This window comes from Streptomyces sp. CB03234 (assembly GCF_001905885.1).
Lineage (GTDB): Bacteria > Actinomycetota > Actinomycetes > Streptomycetales > Streptomycetaceae > Streptomyces.
In genome coordinates, this window is the sequence record NZ_LIYH01000003.1 from 618,273 (window position 1) to 637,718 (window position 19,446).

Sequence of the window (19,446 nt, forward strand, 5' to 3'; positions counted from 1 at the left end):
TGAAAGCCGAACGAAAGGGAGCGCGCCACCGTGGGGCGAACTCGCGGGAAACCGCGAGTACTCTGTCAATTCGCCTCGGCTTGCGGCCGAAAACAGCACATCACACGGCCGTTTGAAGCAGCAACCAGCTGTCCAGCATATGGACACTGACGGTCTATCAACTTATGGCGTGAACGCGGGAGTTGTGGCTCAGGGCGGCCGCGGGCGCTATGTGGAGACGCGGAAAAAGCCCCCTTCGTAAAGGAGGTGCAAAAAGCCTCAGCCGGCCCTCTGGGGAGTCGTGGCCTCACCCCGGGGCTCGCCCGCGGGACGCTTTTCGCCGCCGCTCCGCGGCAGGAGGAGCGCAAGGCAGCCGAGCAGCGCGACGGCGGCGAAGCCGAAGCAGCCCCACAGGCTGTACGAGCCGGTCCAGAGGCTGCCCGGAGCGACGCTCTGGATTCCGGTCACCGCCGCGACACCCAGCGCCCCGCCGGCCTGCTGGAAGGTGACCAGCGCCCCCGACGCGGTGCCCTGGTCGTGCATGGCGGCGGCGGCGCTGGCCAGCATGACCGCCGCCGGGTAGGCCACGGCGATTCCCGCGCCCACCATCAGCGCCGCGGGCAGCATGTGCGTGACGTAGCCGCCCCCCTCCACCGTGGTGTAGAGCAGCTGGCCCACGGTGATGACGGCGAGCCCGGCGAGCAGGAGCCGTGTGGTGGGTCTGCGGTCGGCCAGCCGGGCCGCCGGTGTGGACAGCAGGCCCACCGCGAGTCCCTGGGGCAGGAAGGCGAGCCCGGCCACCAGCGCCGAGTGGCCCTGGCGTTCCTGCAGATCGGTCGCGACGAGGAACATGGCACCGGTGATGCCGGCGAACGCGCCGCCCAGTGCGACGCATGCCGCCGCCATACGGCGGTCGGCCATCAGGGACAGCGGCAGGAGCGGCACCCGGGCCCGCGCCTGGGCCACCAGGAACGCCAGGATCAGTACGAGGCCGACGCCCGCGACCACCGTGACCTCGGCCGCGGAACCGGTACCGACCCGTCCGACCGCGTACACCACGGCGATCAGCCCACCGGTGATCATCAGGGCGGGCAGCCACGGCATCGAGCCCTGGCGCTGTGCCCCCTCGCTCTCGGGGTCGAGGACGCGGGGCCCCAGGGCCACCACCGCCAGGGCCAGGGGTACGTAGAGGAAGAACGCGCCGCGCCAGCCGAAGCCCTGGGTCAGCAGTCCGCCGATGACCACACCGAGCGAGAAGCCCGCCGCGCCCATGGCGCTGAACACGCCGAGTGCGCGGTTGCGCGCGGCTCCTTCGGGGAATCCCGCGACGATCAGCGCCACGGCGGCGGGCGCGGTGATGGCGGCTCCCACTCCCTGGGCGGCCCGTGCCACGATGAGCAGGACGGCCTCCTGGGCCAGCGTCGCCCCGAGCGAGCCGGCGCCGAACACCGCCACGCCGCTCAGGAACATCCGCCGGCGTCCCCACCGGTCCGCGAACGAGCCGCCGGCGAGCAGCAGACCGGCGTACGTGGTGAGGAAGGCGCTCGCCACCAGTTGCAGTTGGTCGGGGCGCAGCGCCAGGTCGCGCTGGATGCCCGCCAGTTGCACATTGATGCTCGACAGGCTCATGCCCTCGAAGAGCACGGCGGTGCACAGGACCAGCAGCTTCGCCCACGCGCGCCGGTCGAACCGGAAGACGTCCGCGTGTATCTGGGAACTCATGCCGGCCGGCGCTCCTTGTCGTGAGGGGAATTCCGAGGGGAATACGGTGTGCCGCTCACCACTCGTCCGCCGTCCTCCGCCATACGGGTCCTGGCGATGCCATAGGCCTCGCGCAGGTCGTCGCCGTCGTACTGGTAGCGGGCGAGGGCGCGCAGGGTGCTGTCCGCGTTGACCGCCACGGTGTGACGGAGCGCGCGGAAGAGGGGGACGTCCGAGCGGGAGTCCCCGTACGCGACGCATCTCTCATGGCTGAGACCGAGAGCTGTCCGGATCCGCTCCATGATGACGACCTTGTCCGACGGCGTGAGGATGCCGGCCGGGTCGGGTGCGGTGCGCATCGGCAGCGGGGGAAAGCGGGAGGCGACCACCTCGTCGGCGCCCACGTCCCCCAGGAGGCCGGCGAAGAAGTCCGGGGACATCGTGACGACGACCGAGTGCTCACCGCGCCGCCGGATGTCCGCGAGGACCTCCGGCAGCCCGGCGATCCACGGGGCCCCGGCGAACACATCCGCGACGATGTCGTGGGTCAAGTGCCCCCACAGCACGCCGAGCTCGGCGGCGAAGCCACGGGTGTCCACGGCCCCGGCCGCGAAGGCGGCCTCCAGCCGGAGCAGGTCGGGCAGGCAGCCCAGGCTGCGGGCGATCTCCAGGCTCGCCGTGGTGCCGCGCAGCAGGGTGCCGTCCATGTCGAAGATGTGCAGGCGGCTCATCGGTCCACGTGCGGTTGTGACCCGGTCACGGCTGCCGGATACAGGGCCCAGCCCTCGGGGGCCGGCTCGTCCAGCCAGGCGGCGAGCAGCGCCGCGCTCGCCGGGAAGAGCGGGGCGGGGAGTTCCGTGGGCCGGGCCCAGATCCACCGGTCGAAGACCTCGGGCTCCGGGAGGCTCACCGAGGTCTCGTCCGACCCCACCCGTGCCAGCACACCGGCGGTGACATGGGTACGGTCACCGCCGACACGCAGCCCGAGCGTGAACACCCGGGCGTCCAGCACCTGGTGGATGCCGGTCTCCTCGGCGATCTCCCGGGCGGCGGCCGCCTCGAAGGTCTCCCCCGCCTCCACATGGCCGCCGGGCAGGCACCAGGACTCCGGCTCCCCCGGTTTGATCCGGTGCCCGATCAGTACGGCGCCGTCGGAGCGCAGCAGCAGGGCGCCGACCCCCACGACGGGGGCGGGGCGCCGGGTGGACGGGTCTGTCACCGCAGTGCCTCCAGTTCCCTGCGCGCCGAGTCCGCCGCGTAGTGGCCGCTGATCATCGCCGCCACGATGCCACGGAACAGCCCGCACGCGTCACCGGCCACCCATGCGGGAGTGTCCAGGAGACGCAGGTCACCGTCCACCTTGGGGTACCAGCCGACACCTTCGAGCGTCGGCCCTATCAGCCGGGTGTCGGTGTCGCGTATCACGGGGTAGGTGGCGGCGAGGCGGGTCAGGCCGCGCACCATGATCTCGCGCAGTTCCGGACCGTAGACGCCCTCGAAGGTGGCGACCGCCGCCGGCTCGCCCGCCATGAGCGCCTCCATGGACAGGGTGAAGTAGGACTCCTCGTCCGCCATCGCGGCAAGCGCCGGGGCCATGGCCCGCTTCGCCACGGCCTCGTCGAGGATGCGGGTGTTGAAGCCCACGTTGGAACGCCCGGTCGCCGGGCAGTCGGAGCGTCCCGACACCGTCCACAGGCCCTGCGTCTCGGTGAGGGCGGCCTCGCCGTCACGGCAGGCGCAGAAGGTCCGCCACTCCACGCTGCCGTCCTGCTCGCGGAAGCGCAGCTTCGGGTCCAGCTGCTTCATGTCCTTGAAGAACGCCTTGTCGGCGGGCTGCTCGATGCGGAAGCCCACCTCCAGCCGGCGGAAGGAGCGCTCCTCGGTCAGGGTACGCAGGCCCAGCGGACCGAACCTGCCGCTGGCGACGACCAGGCGGCGGGCGGTCAGCTCGGACGTCTGGCCCTTGGCGTCGGACAGGGTCAGCCGGAACAGGTCGCCGTCGGGTTCGTGGACCGCCTTCTCGACCTCGGTCTCGGTGATGACGGTGGCGTCCGTGGCGGCGACCATGTCGGCGGTCAGCCGCAGGCGCGCCTCCAGCGAGAGGTAGTCGGAGGGGTATTCCTTGAGGATCCACTCACCGGCTCCCACGGAGTACGCGGTGGGGTCGGAGGGGAACGGCGGGGTGTCCAGGCCGTAGGAGCCGAGCAGGTCGCAGGTCCAGGTGTACGCGTCCTGGAGATCGGCCGTGCGGGGCAGCGTCCACAGCTCGCTGGCCGAGGGAAAGAACGAGAACTTTCCGTCGGAGAACAGCCCCGCGCCCCCGTGCCCGCGCGTCATGTCGACCGCGGCGTAGCGGTCCCGCTCGGTGACGGGCTTGCCCCCGTCGATCAGTGCGACGCTGTACGGCGCTCCCGCCAGCCGCGCGGCGGCGGCGAGTCCGGCCGGGCCGGAGCCGATGATGACAAGGTCGTAGTTCTCCACAACTCTCCAAACAGGCAGGCTTGACGGCCGCCGGGCCGCTGCGGACCGACGGCGGTGGGGAAAGGTTCTCGAGGATCAGGCGGACGTCGCGGGTGCCGCCGCGGGAAGGCGCACCTCGTGGATGTCTTCGATGTTCCGGTGCCGTTCGGCGTAGTCGATGCCGTAGCCGGCGACCCAGTGTTCCGTGATGTCGAAGCCCACGTACCGCGGCTCCACCGGTTTGGCGACGGCGTGCGGCTTGCGCAGCAGCACGCAGCAGTGCAGCGAGGCGGGGGACTGCTCACGGAAGCGGGCCAGCAGCCACGCGAGGGTGGTGCCGGTGTCGAGGATGTCCTCCACGACCAGCACGTCACGCCCGGTCAGGTCCTCACCGACGTCTTTGAGGAGCCGGGGCTCGCCGGCCGTGCTGCCCCGCCCGTAGGTGGACACCGCGGCCCAGTCCATGGCGAGTGGCAGGTCGATCGCCCGCGCCAGGTCGACGGTGAAGGCGGCCGCTCCCTTGAGGACGCCGATGACCACGAGATCCCGGCCTCTGTAGTCACGGGTGATCTCGGCGCCGAGCCCCCGGACCCGGTCCCTTATCTGCTCCCGAGTGAACAGCACGCGGGCCAGCTCGCCGCGTGCGGAATCCGTCCCCATCGCTCCCCCATGTTTTCGGCCGTTCGTGACCGCCTTGGGGGTGCTGGAGCCGCGGCACACGGCTCGCCCTGGTCACACCCCCGCGGTCGCAGAGCACAAGTGTTCGCCAACTTACAGGAGTTGCGTGGTTGTCGCACGAACTTTTGATTAAGCCACGGTGGCGATGAGGGTGCTCCGGCGGGGCGACGGTTTCCCGCCGCCCGCTCAGCGCTCGCCGTCCGCCTCTTCCCTCTCTTCCATCCCGAAGATCTGCGCCGCCAGATCGGCCGCGATGTCGAGGTGCGCGTCGCGCGGCACCGATTCCGGGGTGGCGCCGGGCCAGTAGCACTCGACATAGCCCTCGCGGTGCAGGTAGTTGGCCTGCTGCGCGCTGGAGACGGAACCGGGGGCGGCGAAGACCTCGTACGCGCAGACCGCCGCGTCCACCTCGCGGGCGGGGCGGATCTCGGCGATCCGGCCGGGCGGTGCCTTCAGGACGGCGATGGCGGCCAGGCCTCGGGGCTCGTGCGGCGGCACGGCGACGCCGTCGAGCCGGTCCAGATAGGAACGGACGTGGAGTTCGTACGAGGAGAAGCCCAGCGCGCGCTCCGCCAGGTCCAGGATGCCGTCACCCGCGGTCCTCGCGCCGACCTCCATGACCTGGGGGGCGCGGTCGCCCTCCAGCCGGATCTCCACGTGCGCCACGCCACGGTCGAGGCCGATGGCCTCACAGGCCCGGACCGCGAGGTCGAGGACGTCCGTACGCGTCGAGTGGACGCTGGGGACGCGGTGGCCGACCTCCGCGAAGTAGGGCTTGGGGCCGTGGGACTTGTCGGTCACGGCCAGCACCCTGGGCCGGTCCCCGTGGGTGAGCACCTCGACGGACACCTCTTCGGTGAGGGTGCAGAACTCCTCGACCTGAATGCCCTTGTTCTTCACCGTGAAGGTCGCGGCGTTGGAATCGATGATTCCTCTCACCGTGGCGTACGCCTCGGCGATCTCGGACTCCTCGGTGATCAGCCGTACGCCGAGACTGCCGCCGAACGCCGACGGCTTGATGACGCACGGCAGCCCCAGCTCGGCGACGGCCGCCCACACCTCGTCGAGGTCGTCCGCCCGCACATGGCGCGGGGTGGCGACCCCCGCCGCCAGGAGACGGTCCTTCATCCGGTCCTTGTTGATGCCCGAGTCCTCGATGGCCCGGTGGCTGAGGAAGGGCAGCCCGTAGTGGTCGGCGATCAGCCGGCCCGGCAGCAGCCCGGGGTCGAAGAACGGCACGACACCCGCCGGTGTCATCCCCGTCTCCTTCTCGAAGTCCAGGACCGCCCGCAGTGACGCCTCCGGATCGCTGAAGTCACCGATGAGCACGTGGTCGAAAAACTTGGCCGCGCGGGCGTCGACGGAACGGGCGATGGTGACGACCGGACCGTCGAACACACGCAGAGCGGCCACAACCGCCCGTTCCCGCAGGGCCATTGTCGCCCCGAACACGAGCAGGTACTGGTCTTTTCCGGCAGCAGGTGATCCCATGGCCGCTAGGGTAGGACACCCGGAGAAGCGTTTAGTAGAGGACCGTTCGAACGCCGAGCGCAGGGGGCAACAGGCAATGGGGGCCGATTACTTCACCGATCCGCTGGGCGGACTGACCGACGCCGAGTGGGACGGAATGGCCGACGGCCGTTTCTACTCCTCGGCGTTCTGGTTGCGTCTGGTGGCTCTGGAAGCCGGAGCGGTCTCCGGCGGCCTCCATGTGGACCTGCCGGGCGGCGGTCGCGCGGCCGTCCCCGTCGCGGCGACCGAGCCGGACGGCATGTCCAACCCGCACCTGCGCTGGCACGACGTGCTGACCGAGCGGGGCCTGCCGAGCCCGCCGGCGGGTGGCGTGCTGGTGGCGCAGCGCCGGGGCTATCTGGCGCACCTGCTGGCCACGCCGGGCGTGGACAGCGTCGACGCGGCGGGTGCGCTGCTCGAGGCCGTACGGTCCCTGCCCGACCCCGTGGGCCCGTCCGGATCGACGGCGGGGCCGGCCCGCGTCGCCATGTACCTCACCACGGCCGATGTGCTGGCCCTGCGGGCGGCGGGCGTGCGGTCGATGCCGGTGGCCCTGACCGCGGACGCCTGGCTCGGGATCCCGCCGGGCGGCTGGGAGGAATGGCTGGAGACCATGGGGTCCAGCCATCGACGGCGGCGGGTGCGCAGCGAGGTCCGCAAGTTCGAACAGGCCGGGTACCGCGTCGAGCACCGTGTGCTGCGGGACGCGTACACCCACGTGGGCCGGCTCGCCGCCAGGACGGAGCAGCGGTACGGCATCGAGGGCAGCGCCGACGCTTACATCGAGGCCTTCCGCAAGCACGCCGAGCTGGCGGGGGACCGGGCCGAGGTGCTGCTGTGCTCGGTCGGCGACGAGCCGCCGGTGGGATGCTGCCTGTACGTACGGGACGGGGACACGGTCTATCTGCGGGCGGTCGGTTTCGACTACGAGCGTCTGCGGGGCGCCGCGGAGTACTTCAACCTCGCCTATTACATCCCCGCCCGCATGCCCGGTGTGCGGTGGCTGCACGCGGGCATCGCCACCCCGGGCGGAAAGGCGCTGCGCGGGGCGGAACTGCGGCCGCTGTGGCTGCTCGATCTGACTCCCGGCAGCCCGCTGGAGGGCCGGGAGAACGACGTACGGGCACATAATGCGGCGTTCCTGGACCGGCTGACCGCCGAATCGCCCGCCGTGACCAAGGCATTGCTCGCCGACGAGTGGAAGTCCTTTTGCTGATAAGGCAGTTGGCTTCGCACCGGATCGGCACCGCCACTAGCGTGGTTCCATGAGGATCACCAAGACGGAGGTTCCGGCGGGAAGCCGGTTCGGGCCACTCGCGCACCGCAATTTCCGCCGCTTCTACATCGGCCACAGTGTCTCCCTCCTCGGCACCGGAATGGAAAGGGTGGCGGTCGCCTTCGCCGTACTCGGCGTCGGTGGCTCGCCCTCCGACCTGGGGCTGGTGATCGCCGGCGGGGTCACCGTCAACATCCTGTGCCTGCTGGCGGGCGGGGTCGTCGCCGACCGCTTCGGCCGGCGCTGGGTGATGCTCATCAGCGACACGACGCGTTTCCTGGCGCAGGGCACCTTCGCGACCCTGGTGCTGATCGGACACGCGCCTGTGTGGGCGATGTTCCTCCTGCACGCGGTCCAGAACATAGGCACCGGGTTCTTCACACCCGCGATGGCCGGGCTCACGCCCAGCATCGTCCCCGCCGCCCAGCTGCAGCGGGCCAACGTCCTCATCGGTGTGGCCAAGGACATCGGTGTCGTGGCGGGCCCGGCGCTCGCCGGGCTCATCGTGGTGGCGACCAGTCCGGGCATCGCACTCGCCCTCGACGCGGCCACCTACCTGGTGAGCGTCGTCGCGATCGCGCTCGTCAAGATCCCGCCCTACGTCAAGCGGGCCACCAGGTCGCCGCTGGGCGACCTGCGGGAGGGGTTCACCGCATGGCGCTCGCAGACCTGGATCTGGCTGATCAGCGTCACCTTCGCCCTGTTCAACGGGCTGCTGTACGCCCCCTTCCTGGTGCTCGGTCCGATCGTCTCGGAGAAGGACCTCGGCGGGGGCGACAGCTGGGGCCTGATCCTCGCGGCCCTGGGCGCCGGTTCCATCCTGGTGGCACCGGTGCTGCTGCGCTGGTCCCCCAGCCGGCCGGTGGTCGTGATCGTCCTGGCCCAGGGGGTGTGGGCACTGCCCGTGCTGTGTCTCGCCGTACCGATGCCGTTGCCGGTCACGGCGGCGGCCGCCGCGGCCGGAGGGGCCAGCCTCGCCGTCTTCAACGCGATCTGGACCACGCTGCTCCAGAGCAGGGTCGACAACGAGCTGATCGCCCGCGTCTCGTCGTTCGACGCGGTCTGCTCCTATTCGCTCTCCCCGGTCGGACTCGTCGCCGCGGCGGCGGTCGCCGAGGTGACGGGAGCGAGCGCCGTGCTGTGGGCGGCCACGGTGTGGCAGGCCGTGAGCGCGGCGCTGCTCCTGGTCCTGCCTGCGGTACGCCGGGTGAAGGCCTGACCGGTTCGCACGTACGGCGGCCCGGCGACGGGTGCACGACCCCGCCGCCGGGCCGGGCCGTCAGCGCAGCCGGGCCGTCAACGGAGCCGGACCGGGAGGGTCTCCAGCCCGCGTATGAGCGTGCTGGGCCGCCAGCGCAGCGTCTCCGGGTCCTCGGCGAGCGCCAGGGCGGGGAAGCGCCGCAGCAGCTTGCCGATCGCGATCTCGGCCTCCATCCTGGCGAGCGGAGCGCCCACGCAGTAGTGGATTCCGTACCCGAACGCCATGTGGCCCGACGCGTCGCGGGTGATGTCGAGCCGGTCGGCGTCGGGGAACCTGGTGCCGTCCCGGTTCGCCGACGACAGCGAGACCATGACGAACTCCCCCTCGGGGATCACCACGTCACCGAGCCGGAGCGGCTGTGTGGTGTAGCGGTACGTCGCGATGTTGAGCGGGCCCTCGTGCCGCAGGAACTCCTCGACCGCGCCGGGCAGCAACGCCGGGTCGGCGCGCAGGGCGGCCAGCTGGTCCGGGTCTCGCAGCAGCATCATCACGCTGTTGCCGATCAGGTTCACCGTGGTCTCGTGTCCGGCGACCAGCAGCAGGAACGCCATCGACCGCAACTCGGGGTCCGTGAGCCGGTCTTCGTCGTTGCGGGCGTGCACCAGCGCGGACAGCAGATCGTCCAGCGGGTGGTCCCGCTTCGACTCCACCAGCCTCATCAGGTAGTCGGCCATGCCCAGGGCGGCCGCCGCCATCTCCTCGTGCCGGGCGGCCGAGGTCATGGTGATGGACAGGTCGCGGAACTCGTCCTTGTCGCTGTCGGGAACGCCGAGCAGCTCGCAGATCACCGTGGTCGGCAGCGGGAAGGCGTAGGCGGACAACAGGTCGACCTCGTCGTGCCCGGCCATCGCGTCCAGCAACTCGTCGGCGGCCTGCTCGACCCGGCCCCGCAGCCGCTCCACCCTGCGGGTGGTGAACGCCTTGTTCACCAGAGCGCGCAGCCGGGTGTGGTCCGGCGGGTCGGTGTTGAGCATGTGCCCGGCCAGGGCCAGTTCGGCCTCGAACGACTGGGGCTGGTCCGAGATGGAGTGGCGTTCCAGCAGCGGCACGGCGCTCAGCATGTCCTTGCTCACGGCCGGGCTTGTCAGCACGGTCCGCACATCGGCGTAGCTCGTCACCAGCCACACCTTGATCCCGCGCGGCAGGATCACCTCCTGCACGGGCTGCTCACCTCGCATGTACCCGAAGAGCTCGTGCGGGTTTTGCAGGAATTTCTCGTCCAGCCTCGTCAACGCCGTAATTCGTGCGTCAGACACGGTGTCCTCCCCCTGATCGATGCGGCCATACCCGCCACGTGCCGCACGTTGTGCTGCGGGCTGAACCTGCGGTTCGTTTGAAAGGTAACGGTGTGGGCCATGCGACTCCGCCGGTGATCGGCGCGGGAGGCCGGCCGGGGCGGCCGCCCGGCGATGGACGAGCCCCCGAAGGCGCCGCTCACCTGCGACAACTGACCATATCCCGGCCGGAGTTGCGGGGCCGGGACGGCCAATGGGCCTTGTGGGCCGACGTACACCGTATCTATGCTGCAGCAGGTACGTGATCGCAGATGTTCATCCTTCAAACGATCAGGCGGGGGAGTCTTGTCTTTCAAGTCACTGGAGATGAGCAAGACCGGTTTCGGCAAGTTGCGCGCGATCGAGATAGGGGTCACCTCTCGATGCAACTTCCGGTGTTCCTACTGTGGCGCCTATGACCTCCAGGAGCGCCGCATCCTGTCCCTCGACGAGGTGAAGCAGACGGTCGAGACGCTGCCCGACCTGGAACGGGTCAAGCTGTCCGGCGGCGAGGTCCTCCTCGAGTTCGACCTCTGCGAAAGCATCGTCGCCTACTGCACCGAAAAAGGCATCCACACCCAGATCAACTCCAACGGAACGCTGCTGACGGACGAGAAGTTCGAGCGTCTGGAAGCGGCCGGCCTCGGGGTGCTGCACTTCTCCCTGAACCACACCGACGCCCAGAGCCACTCGGCGTTCTACAAGGTCACCGAGAAGATGTTCCCGAAGATCGTCAAGGCGATCAGCCGCTCGGTGGCGTCCCCCACGATCGACACGGTCGTCGAGACGATCCTGTTCGACGAGACGCACACGCGCATGGCGGAGGTGCACCGGTTCGCCGCGGATCTCGGGGTGCGCAAGCACGAGGTCCAGATGGAGATCCCGGGCGTGCACCAGGGGTACGAGAACACCCTCTCGCCCGAGGTCATCTGTGACGCCATCTCGGACATGATCAGCGCCCGCGACCCGCGGACGTCGATCTTCTTCAGCTGCCTGTCCGCCTACTTCCGCCCCGGCACGGACTCCTGGAAGCGCCTCCAGCCGCTGCTGCGCGACCCGGGGGTCGTCTACGCCAGCTGCATCGAGGGCAAGGCGCAGCTCCACCTGCACTCCAACGGTGATGTGCTGATCTGTGAGCTCGGCGCGCCCGAGGTGATCGGCAACGTCTTCGACACCAACCTCCTGCGCATCTACGAGGAGAGCCCGAAGCTCCAGGAGTTCGTGCAGAGCAAGCACGAGGAAGAAACGTTCTCGTGCTTCCGTCACTTCGACACCCAGGGGCAGAAGCCGGCCAAGTCGTCGGTCACCATGCTCCCGATGCCCCAGCTGGCGACGCGTCCGCAGAGTTGATGTGACCGACGGATCCTCCCCCGTGTCCGAGGGGCGGGCCGCACCAGGTGTCGTACTCGGTGTGATCGGCCACGACATCCACGTCGTGGCCAACCGCGTCCTGGCCCTCGGACTGGCGGAGAACGGCTTCCAGCCGTTCAACATCGGGACGAACACCGAGGTCGACGACTTCGTCGAGGCGGCCCTGGAGACCGGAAGCCGTGCCGTGCTGGTCTCCTCGATCAACGGCGAGGGCGAGACGTCGTGCGTGGACATCGGCCGGACCTTCGCCGAGCGCGGTCTGGCCGATGTCCTGCTGTACATCGGTGGCAACCTCGTCGTGGGTGACCGGCCGACACGGGAAGTCCACCGGCTCTTCACCGGCTACGGCTTCCATCGGGTGTTCCACCGCCCGCCCGACTTCCACGAGGTCTTCCACGCACTCCGACAGGACTTGAACCATGGCAACGCCCAGCAGGGACGCCCGCCTGGACGAGTTGGACAGTGAGCGTTCCGCCCTGCTCGAACTCAGTGGTGAGATCCGGTTGGGCACCGGCACCGCGCGCGACCACCTGGCCACCCTTCCCAGGAGCCGTTTCGCGTCACACGCCTACCGGACCCCTCACCACCGCCCCTACCTCCAGCCACGGGGCGGCTTCCCCACCACCGGCCGGCAGCGGGAGCTGACGCTGGCCTTCCACGAGGCCGGGGCCGACTTCATCCCGCTGACCGTCGACAGCCACACCCGGCACAACGACTACGCGGCCGCCGCCCGCCACCTGAAGACCGGCGTCGCCGAGGGGCGCGACCTGCTGAACGGCTACCCGCTGATCGCGCACGGGCACCTGGCCACCCGCGAGCTGTACCAGGGCGTGGACCGGCCGGTCAGCCTCCGCCACGGCACGCCCGACGCCCGGTTGCTGGTCGAGACGGCACTGGCCGCGGGGATCACCGACATCGAGGGCGGGGGGCTGTGCTACACCCTGCCGTACTCGCGGGACCATCCGCTGGACCAGGCGCTCATGCACTGGCAGTACGTCGACCGGCTGTGCGCCGTGAGCGGCCCTCCCGGCCTGCCCGTGCACCGGGAGTCCTTCGGTCCGCTGACGGCCACACTGGTACCGCCCGCCATCGTCGTCGCCGTACAGCTCTGCGAACTGCTGCTCGCCGCGGAGCAGGGGGTGACCTCCTTCTCGGTCGGCTTCGGGCACACCGGCAGTCTGGAGCAGGACCTCGCCACGGCGCGTGTGCTGCGCGACCGGGCGGGCGCGCTGCTGGCCCGGTTCGGTTTCGAGGACGTGCACGTCAGCCTGGTCTACCACCAGTGGATGGGCGCCTTCCCCGTGGAGGCCTCGCTGGCCTGGCAGTTGATCGCCGTGTGCGCCACCGCCGCCGCGCTGATGCGGGCCGACAAGGTGGTGGTGAAGACGCCCGAGGAGGCGCTCGGCATCCCCTCGGTGGAGGCCAACAGCGCGGCGGTACGCGCGGTGCGCTACGTCCTCGACATGTTCCCCGAGGGCGGCTCCCTCAGCGGGGAGACGGTGGACGAGGAGGCCGCGCTGATCGGCAGTGAGGTCGACCGGGTGCTGGAGCACGTCTTCGACGATCCGTCCCCGGCCTTCGCGCAGTCGGTGTTCCGTGCCGTACTGGCCGGAGTGATCGACGTGCCGTTCGCTCCGCACGAGCAGAACGCGTCACGGCTGGTGACCGAGCGCGGCGCCGGCCGGCGGATCCGGATCCTGGACCCCGGATCGGTGCCCGTCTCGGCGGCCGACCTGCGCCGGGAACGGCAGCTCGCGGGCTCCGGCCGGCCACAGGAGGGACCGCTCTGGGAGCGCCTGCTCAACGATCTGCGCGTCCTGGCGTGAGAAAGGGCTCCCTGACGGTGACGGACTCCTCGGCAGCGCCCGTCTGGCTGCTGGACGTCGGCAGTACGGTGATCACGTTGTGCCGCGCCCGGCCGTCGGGGCCGGCGGACGCGGTGGTACGCGTCGCCCGGCAGCCCGGTACGGCACCGGGCGACCAGGCGGTGGAACTGCTGGCCCGGCACGGCTTCGACCCGTCCACGGACCGGCTGAGGGCCTGCAGTTCGGCCAACGGCGGCCCCACGGTCGGGGTGGCGGGCATGACCGGCCGGTACAGCATCGCGGCCGCGGTCCGCGCCGCGGTGTTCGCCGGCGCCGACATCGCCTACACCCGCGCGCTGGACACACCGGTCGACGGCCCGCTGCCGCCGGTCGACGTCCTGGTGCTGGTCGGCGGGGTGGACGGTACGGACCACCGGCGCGTCGACGCCGCCGTACGCGCGGTACGCCTGGCGGAGCACCCTCACCGCGTCGCGGTGTGGGCCGGTGCGCGGGACGCGGCGGCCGTCACGGCGCTGCGGCCGCGCTACCGGGTGGACAACGTGCTCGACGTACACCTGCGTGCCCAGTGCGGCCCGCTGTCCGAAGCGCTGCGCCGGATCCACCTGGACGACCTCGTCGACCGCGCGGGACTTCGGGCGTTGGCCGAGCTCACCGAGGTACCGGTGCTGCCCACCCCCGAGGTGGTCGCCACGGCGGCTCGCCGGCTGGCCGCCGAGGCGGACGCCGAGGGTGCTGGGCCGTTCGCCGTCCTCGACGTGGGCGGGACGACCACCGACGTCCACTACCGCGCCGCCGGCGGCGGGGACCAGGTGGAGAGCCATGTCTTCACCGGCCTCGGTGTCGGCGGGGCGCACCGCTCACTGCTCGCCCGGCTCGCGGACGCCCCGTACCTCGGCGACTTCGTCCACGCGGTGTCCCCCACGGGCCACCGGGCGCGCTACCAGCGGCTCCGCGACGGTGACGCGACCGCGCTGCCCACCCGTGACGCCGTCCTGGGGTGCGTCTTCCTGGCCCTGCGTGACCTTCACGAGCGCCATGGCGTCGAGCTGGGACGGGCGGCCGCCCGCCTCGTCGTCACGGGGGGCGCCGTCGGTGGCCTCGAACCGGCCCTGCTGGGCAGGGTCGCCGAGGCCGCCTGCGGCCTCAGGTCGGCGTCCTCGGGATGTGCCGTGGACGAGGCGCCGCTCCTGTGGACGCGTGGACTGCTGGACCCGCGTCCGGTCGGGGCGTGACGGTACCCGGCCGGGCCGGTGCGGGGTCCGGTGGTTGCCGGGGAAGGCAGAGGGCCGGTCCTGCCGCACGCGCGGCGGGACCGGCCTTCGTCGTAGCGGCCGGCGCGCGGGCACGGCAGCCCCGCGGCGCCCCAGGTGCGGGGCGTGCGCCCGCGCACCCGTATCAGCGGCTCTCGCCCGTCCCGGCGTCCACCAGAGCGGCGGCTTCGGTCGCGAGCGCCTGCCGGTCGATCTTGCCGTCGTTGCCGGTGGAGGGGAGGGTGTCGCGCTGCCACAGGTGCCGGGGCACCATGTGGGAGGGCAGGCTGTCCTTGAGGAAGCCGCGGAATTCCGTCTCGTCCACCGGCTCGGTGTCCGAGGAGGAGTAGAACAGCGCGATGTCCTCGCCGATCTCGATGTTGCGGACCCCGACGGCGGCGCATGCCCCGATGCCGGGATACCGGGCCGCGATCTCCTCGACCTCCGTCGGGCTGACCCGGAAGCCGGACGTCTTGATCATGGCGTCGCGCCGCCCCACGAAGTAGAGGTAGCCCTCCTCGTCCTTCGTCACGATGTCCCCGCTGAAGACCACCCGCTCACCCGGGTACCGCGGCAGTGTGCGGAACCTCGCGGCCGTCTCCTCGGGCGCGTTCCAGTAGCCCTTGCTCACGCAGCCGCCGCGGTGCACCAGCTCGCCCCGCTCGCCGGGACCGACCTCGCGCAACTCCTCGTCGAGGACCAGGATCTCCACGTCCGGGATCGCCCTGCCGATCGAGTTCGGCCGCTTGGCGAGCTGCTCCGGATCCAGGTACGTCGAGCGGAACGCCTCCGTGAGCCCGTACATCAGGAAGACCCGGGCCGCCGGGAAGGTCTGCGCCAGGTCGTCGAGCATCCGCTGCGAGACCGCTCCGCCGGAGGTCGACACGTACCGCACCGAGGACAGGTCGTACGAGGGCCGCCGGCGCAGCAGCCGGGGGTCGAACAGCCGCGTGATGATCACCGGCATGACGGGCAGCACCGTGATCCGCCGCTCGTGCAGGAAGCGGAAGGCGTCGGCGGGGAAGACCAGTTCGTGCAGGCAGAGGCACGCGCCCGTGAGGAGGGCCTGCCACAGCTGGTTCAGCCCGTAGTCGAAGTTGAGCGACAGCAGGCTCCCGATCCGGTCGTCGGTACGGGTCCCCAGGTACGCGGCGGTGATCCGCGCGCCGTCCGTGATGTTGCGGTGGGTGACCATGATGCCCTTGGGGCGTCCGGTGGATCCCGACGAGTAGATGATCGCGGCCACGTCGGATCCGATCGACGCCCCGGCGGCGGCCGTCCCGCTCTCCCCGGCGCGCAGCCGCGGCAGGATCAGTGCCGGATCGACGTCGCCCTCCTGCCCGTACAGCAGGGGTACGCCGGGCACCGCGTCGGTGATCTCCCGGGCACGTACCTCGTCGGTGATCACCAGGCGCATCCCTGCGTCGCGGACGATGTGGGCGACACCCTCACGCTTCAGCTTCGGCAGGACGGGGACCACGATCGCGTCCGCGAGCAGGATGCCCAGGATGGCGATCGCCTGGTCGGCGCTCTTCGCCATGCAGACGCCCACCCGGTCACCGCGTCGCACACCGGCCCGGCCGAGCGCGGCGGCGGTCGCGGCCGCCGCGTCGCGCAGTTCCCGGAAGGTGAGTGACTGGTCGGCGTCCTCCAGCGCGGGACGTGAACCGAACTCCTCGGCGGCGGAGTTGACGAGAGCTTCGACGGTCGTTATGCAAGGGGTCCTCATTTCGGCGATCATAATCAGCCCTCATCCGGTCGTCGGCCGCTTCCCGGGAATCCTCCGCACCCGCCCTCCCGTACCCTGCGGGGCTTGCTCCCCCGTGGGCCGCCTGACACGATGTTGGTTCTGCCGGACTGCGAAGTAACCGCACTCAACGGGCACTTGGGGGTATGGAGTGCAGGGCGTCATACATCGGACCTTCACCATGGTGGACTTTCCCGGCCGCCGGTTCACGGTCGGGTCGCCGGACCCGGCCCACCACGCGGAGCCGATGCACGAGGTGGAGATCGCGTCCTTCCGCCTCGCCGACCGTTGTGTCAGCGCCGCCGACTTCCACGCGTTCCTGCGCGACGCGCCCCAGGACATCGACCACACACTGATCGACTGCATCGATCCGGCCTTCATCGTGAACCGGGCGGGCGCATTCGAGCTCCGCCCGGGCTGCGGCGACTTCCCCATGATCCAGATCAGTTACTGGGGCGCGGCGGCCTACTGCAACTGGCTGTCACGGCTGGAAGGGCTCCGGCCCGTGTACGACCTCGGGGCACGCACCGCCGACCTCGGACGTGACGGGTACCGCCTGCCCACCGAGGCCGAGTGGGAGGCCGCCTGCCGAGACGGGCGGCCGGACGGGTCACCACCGGGGCCCGAGGAGTGCAACTCGGCCGACGCGGGCCCTTCGTGCCGGGCCCTGCGGGCGGGCGAGACGCAGGCCGGCAACTTCCTGCCGGGCGCGCCCGCCCCCGTGCCGGTGGCGAGCCTGGCGCCGGACGCCGCGGGCCTGCACCAGATGCTCGGCAATGTGCGCGAGTGGTGCCACGACCGCTTCGGCGGGTACGCCCCCGGATACCGGCGTCATCCCGTCGGAGCCTCCCGCGGTGCCTTCCGCGTGGTGCGCGGCGGGTCGTTCGCCGACCCGGCGGAGGCCATCGGGCCGGCGAGCCGCATGGCCGCCCATGAGGACACACGGTGCGAGGTCTACGGCTTCCGGGTGGTGTGCCAGGGATGACGACGTACGGCGAATCCCTCCTGGAAGGCGGCTCCGGACGGGCCGCGACGGACGGCGTGCCGGCCTTCGCCGAGGTCCCGGCGGGCGAACTGCCGGCCTCCGCCGGGGCTGCCGCGCGCACGCCCGGGTTCGGCCTCTCCGTGTTCCCGGTCACCGTCGGACAGTACTGGCGCTTCCTGCTCGACCAGGGCCGGTACGAGGCGTCCCTGCCGGAGCTGCACGCGTTCCCCGCGCGGTACGGCACCGGGCTGCGCACCGGCCCGGCCGGCGCCGTCGAGATCGACGAGGACCTCGGTGACCTGCCGGTGACCGGTGTGACCTGGCGCGGGGCGGTCGCGTACTGCGAGTGGCTCGGAGCCCGGGTGGGAGGCCACTGCCGGCTGCCCTCGGCGGCGGAGTGGCAGTACGCGGCCGCCGGCCCGCGGCGGCTGCGCTGGTCCCTCGGCGACGTGTTCGACCGCGCGACGTACGCGCCCCAGGCGGACGGGCCGCGCCCGGTCGGGACCACCGAGGCCAATGCCTTCGGCCTGCGGGACATGACCGGGAACGTCTTCGAGTGGTGCGCGGACGAGCTGACCGGCCCGTCCGGTGAGCGGCTCGGCTCGCGCGTCATCAAGGGCGGGGCGTACACCGTGCGCAATCCGGAGAGCTTCGAGAACGCGACGGTCTTCACCGCGGACGAGCTCAGCACCCTGCCGTACATCGGCTTCCGGGTGCTGCGCACCACCGGCTAGCGCGCGCCGGGGCCCCCGAAGGGGGCGCGGTGGTCCGGGCGGGCCCACGGTCGCCCGAGCCGGCCCGGAGCCGCCGAAGGGGGCCGGGGCGGCCCAAGGGGCCACGGTGGCCCAAGCCGGACCGGAACCGCCCGCGCGGGCCCGCGGTTGCCCGAAGGGGGCCCGGAGCCGCCCGAAGGGGCACGGGGCCACCGAAGGAACGCAGGGGCCACCCCAAAGCGGGCCTGGGCCGCCCGCGCGCGCCCACGGTGGCCCGAGCAGGCCCGGGGCCGTCCGAAGGGGCGCGGGGACGGCGAAGGGGACCCAGGGGCTGCCCAAAGCGGGTTGGGGTGGCCCGGAGGGGGCGGGCGGGCGTCCTTACCGCGCGGTGGTGACCCAGTCGTCCAGGGCGCGCAGCACCCGCTGCGTGCCCTGGACGTCGTCCGCCGCCATGGCGACGTGCAGGGCGCGGCGCAGCAGGGCGGCGCCCTGGGCGGTGGGCCCGAGGCGGCGGCGCAGGACGGCGGCGAGTCCCAGGCACAGGGTCACTTCGGCCCCGGGGGCCTCCGACAGGTCGAGGTCCGCCAGCCCGCGGCGGTACACCCGCTCGGCGTCCGCCCATCGCCCCGCCGCCGCCAGGCCCTCCCCGTTCAGCAGGCAGGCCCACGCGAGCGTGGGGGCCGCCAGGGGGCGCAGCCGCTCGTCGACGGGCTCCTCGAAGAGGGTGGCGAGCCGCTCCAGGTACGGCCGGGCCTCCTCGTGCCGGCCGGCGCCGCTGAGGGTGCGCGCCGCGGTCGCCACGGCCCGGAGCGTGCCCTCGGCGTGGTGCAGCAGCTCGAACTCGGCCGCCGCCCGGGCGGCCTCCTCGGCGGCGAGTTCGCCGTCCACCGGGGAGACGGCCAGGGCCGAGTGGAGCAGGGCCCAGGCGGCCTGCAGCGGGTCCCCCGCTCGGCGGGCGCAGGAACGTGCCGCTACCGCGCAGGCGCGGGCCTTCTGCCGGTGCCCGAGGACGCACGAGTAGTGCCAGGACGCGTGGTTGAGGAAGGCCGCTTCGGCTCCGGTCTCGCCGAGCGCGCGTGCGGCGTCCCGGCCCCGGGCGAACACCTCCTCCCACGGGCCGTCGCCGGCCCAGTGACCGGAGAACCAGTACACGGCCCCGGCCACCTCCATGACCCGGCGGTGGTCGCCGGCCGCCGCCACGGCCCGCAGCGCGGCCAGCCAGTGCGGCGCCTCCCGGCGCAGCCACTGGGCCGCCTCGGCCCGGCCGTCCCCGGCCGCGCCCGGCGCGAACCGGTACCCGGCGGAGCTCGCGTGATCCAGCACCCGGTGGTGCCGTGCGAGCGCCCCGTGGGGCGGCCCTCCGTCCGGCCGTCCCGTCGCGCCGAAGTGTGCGTCAGGAACCGACGACGCCGG

Annotated in this window: 17 protein-coding genes; 8 read left to right on the forward strand and 9 right to left on the reverse strand. The window is 71.7% G+C overall.

The window, feature by feature from the left end; all coding sequences use genetic code 11:
• Positions 1-258: 258 nt before the first annotated feature.
• From AMK26_RS15900 to AMK26_RS15925, 6 genes are all read right to left on the reverse strand, one after another.
• Entirely contained in the window at positions 259-1,701 is a 1,443-nt protein-coding gene (locus AMK26_RS15900) for an MFS transporter (protein WP_073755276.1), read from the reverse strand.
• The gene (locus tag AMK26_RS15905) at positions 1,698-2,411 is read right to left on the reverse strand and encodes an HAD family hydrolase (protein ID WP_073755277.1); all 714 of its coding nucleotides are present in this window, start codon (positions 2,409-2,411) and stop codon (positions 1,698-1,700) included. Before AMK26_RS15905 ends, AMK26_RS15900 begins: the two co-directional genes overlap by 4 nt.
• Positions 2,408-2,899, reverse strand: a complete 492-nt coding sequence (locus AMK26_RS15910; protein ID WP_073755278.1) for an NUDIX domain-containing protein — start codon at positions 2,897-2,899, stop codon at positions 2,408-2,410. Before AMK26_RS15910 ends, AMK26_RS15905 begins: the two co-directional genes overlap by 4 nt.
• Entirely contained in the window at positions 2,896-4,161 is a 1,266-nt protein-coding gene (locus AMK26_RS15915; protein WP_073755279.1) for an FAD-dependent oxidoreductase, read from the reverse strand. Before AMK26_RS15915 ends, AMK26_RS15910 begins: the two co-directional genes overlap by 4 nt.
• Before the next feature lie 75 nt (positions 4,162-4,236).
• Positions 4,237-4,800: a hypoxanthine phosphoribosyltransferase gene (hpt, locus tag AMK26_RS15920; protein WP_073755280.1), complete on the reverse strand. Its 564-nt coding sequence runs from the start codon at positions 4,798-4,800 to the stop codon at positions 4,237-4,239.
• A gap of 204 nt (positions 4,801-5,004) precedes the next feature.
• Positions 5,005-6,309, reverse strand: coding sequence for an ATP-grasp domain-containing protein (locus AMK26_RS15925; RefSeq protein ID WP_073755281.1), 1,305 nt, complete (start codon positions 6,307-6,309; stop codon positions 5,005-5,007).
• A gap of 76 nt (positions 6,310-6,385) precedes the next feature.
• Here AMK26_RS15925 and AMK26_RS15930 point away from each other — a divergent pair, with 76 nt between their 5' ends.
• Positions 6,386-7,546: a GNAT family N-acetyltransferase gene (locus AMK26_RS15930; protein ID WP_073755282.1), complete on the forward strand. Its 1,161-nt coding sequence runs from the start codon at positions 6,386-6,388 to the stop codon at positions 7,544-7,546.
• Between the two features lie 49 nt (positions 7,547-7,595).
• Positions 7,596-8,825, forward strand: a complete 1,230-nt coding sequence (locus AMK26_RS15935) for an MFS transporter (RefSeq protein WP_073755283.1) — start codon at positions 7,596-7,598, stop codon at positions 8,823-8,825.
• Between the two features lie 77 nt (positions 8,826-8,902).
• On the opposite strand, the gene AMK26_RS15940 is transcribed toward AMK26_RS15935, so the two are convergent.
• Entirely contained in the window at positions 8,903-10,123 is a 1,221-nt protein-coding gene (locus AMK26_RS15940; RefSeq protein ID WP_241837916.1) for a cytochrome P450 family protein, read from the reverse strand.
• A 324-nt stretch (positions 10,124-10,447) separates the two neighbouring features.
• On the opposite strand from AMK26_RS15940, the gene AMK26_RS15945 reads away from it, so the two are divergent.
• From AMK26_RS15945 to AMK26_RS15960, 4 genes are read left to right on the forward strand one after another with little or no spacing between them, the layout of a single operon-like run.
• Complete coding sequence (locus AMK26_RS15945; RefSeq protein ID WP_158071122.1) at positions 10,448-11,491, forward strand: radical SAM protein; 1,044 nt, start codon at positions 10,448-10,450, stop codon at positions 11,489-11,491.
• Positions 11,492-11,513: 22 nt separating this feature from the next.
• Positions 11,514-11,978: a methylaspartate mutase subunit S gene (glmS, locus tag AMK26_RS15950; RefSeq protein ID WP_073755536.1), complete on the forward strand. Its 465-nt coding sequence runs from the start codon at positions 11,514-11,516 to the stop codon at positions 11,976-11,978.
• Positions 11,932-13,338 carry a hypothetical protein gene (locus tag AMK26_RS15955; RefSeq protein ID WP_073755285.1) on the forward strand — a complete coding sequence of 469 codons (1,407 nt, stop codon included), beginning with the start codon at positions 11,932-11,934 and terminating at the stop codon, positions 13,336-13,338. The genes glmS and AMK26_RS15955 overlap by 47 nt, the downstream gene beginning before the upstream one ends.
• Entirely contained in the window at positions 13,335-14,570 is a 1,236-nt protein-coding gene (locus AMK26_RS15960; RefSeq protein WP_073755286.1) for a glutamate mutase L, read from the forward strand. The genes AMK26_RS15955 and AMK26_RS15960 overlap by 4 nt, the downstream gene beginning before the upstream one ends.
• Before the next feature lie 163 nt (positions 14,571-14,733).
• Here AMK26_RS15960 and AMK26_RS15965 read toward each other — a convergent pair whose 3' ends face one another.
• On the reverse strand, positions 14,734-16,317 hold the full coding sequence (locus tag AMK26_RS15965) for an AMP-binding protein (RefSeq protein WP_073755537.1): 1,584 nt from the start codon (positions 16,315-16,317) through the stop codon (positions 14,734-14,736).
• Positions 16,318-16,516: 199 nt separating this feature from the next.
• On the opposite strand from AMK26_RS15965, the gene AMK26_RS15970 reads away from it, so the two are divergent.
• Positions 16,517-17,320: a formylglycine-generating enzyme family protein gene (locus tag AMK26_RS15970; RefSeq protein ID WP_073755287.1), complete on the forward strand. Its 804-nt coding sequence runs from the start codon at positions 16,517-16,519 to the stop codon at positions 17,318-17,320.
• The gene (locus AMK26_RS15975; RefSeq protein ID WP_073755288.1) at positions 17,317-18,054 is read left to right on the forward strand and encodes a formylglycine-generating enzyme family protein; all 738 of its coding nucleotides are present in this window, start codon (positions 17,317-17,319) and stop codon (positions 18,052-18,054) included. Before AMK26_RS15970 ends, AMK26_RS15975 begins: the two co-directional genes overlap by 4 nt.
• 357 nt (positions 18,055-18,411) lie before the next feature.
• Here the strand turns inward: AMK26_RS15975 and AMK26_RS36195 are convergent, their stop codons facing one another.
• A complete protein-coding gene (locus tag AMK26_RS36195) occupies positions 18,412-19,356 on the reverse strand; it encodes a hypothetical protein (protein WP_073755289.1) in 945 nt (314 codons plus the stop codon).
• Positions 19,357-19,446: the final 90 nt, after the last annotated feature.

Bases quoted from the DNA above. Each gene is read 5' to 3' on its own strand.
- AMK26_RS15900 (WP_073755276.1), bottom strand. From the start codon at position 1,701: ATGAGTTCCCAGATACACGCGGACGTCTTCCGGTTCGACCGGCGCGCG.
- AMK26_RS15905 (WP_073755277.1), bottom strand. From the start codon at position 2,411: ATGAGCCGCCTGCACATCTTCGACATGGACGGCACCCTGCTGCGCGGC.
- hpt (WP_073755280.1), bottom strand. From the start codon at position 4,800: ATGGGGACGGATTCCGCACGCGGCGAGCTGGCCCGCGTGCTGTTCACT.
- AMK26_RS15925 (WP_073755281.1), bottom strand. From the start codon at position 6,309: ATGGGATCACCTGCTGCCGGAAAAGACCAGTACCTGCTCGTGTTCGGG.
- AMK26_RS15930 (WP_073755282.1), top strand. From the start codon at position 6,386: ATGGGGGCCGATTACTTCACCGATCCGCTGGGCGGACTGACCGACGCC.
- AMK26_RS15935 (WP_073755283.1), top strand. From the start codon at position 7,596: ATGAGGATCACCAAGACGGAGGTTCCGGCGGGAAGCCGGTTCGGGCCA.
- AMK26_RS15955 (WP_073755285.1), top strand. From the start codon at position 11,932: ATGGCAACGCCCAGCAGGGACGCCCGCCTGGACGAGTTGGACAGTGAG.
- AMK26_RS15965 (WP_073755537.1), bottom strand. From the start codon at position 16,317: ATGAGGACCCCTTGCATAACGACCGTCGAAGCTCTCGTCAACTCCGCC.
- AMK26_RS15970 (WP_073755287.1), top strand. From the start codon at position 16,517: ATGGTGGACTTTCCCGGCCGCCGGTTCACGGTCGGGTCGCCGGACCCG.
- AMK26_RS15975 (WP_073755288.1), top strand. From the start codon at position 17,317: ATGACGACGTACGGCGAATCCCTCCTGGAAGGCGGCTCCGGACGGGCC.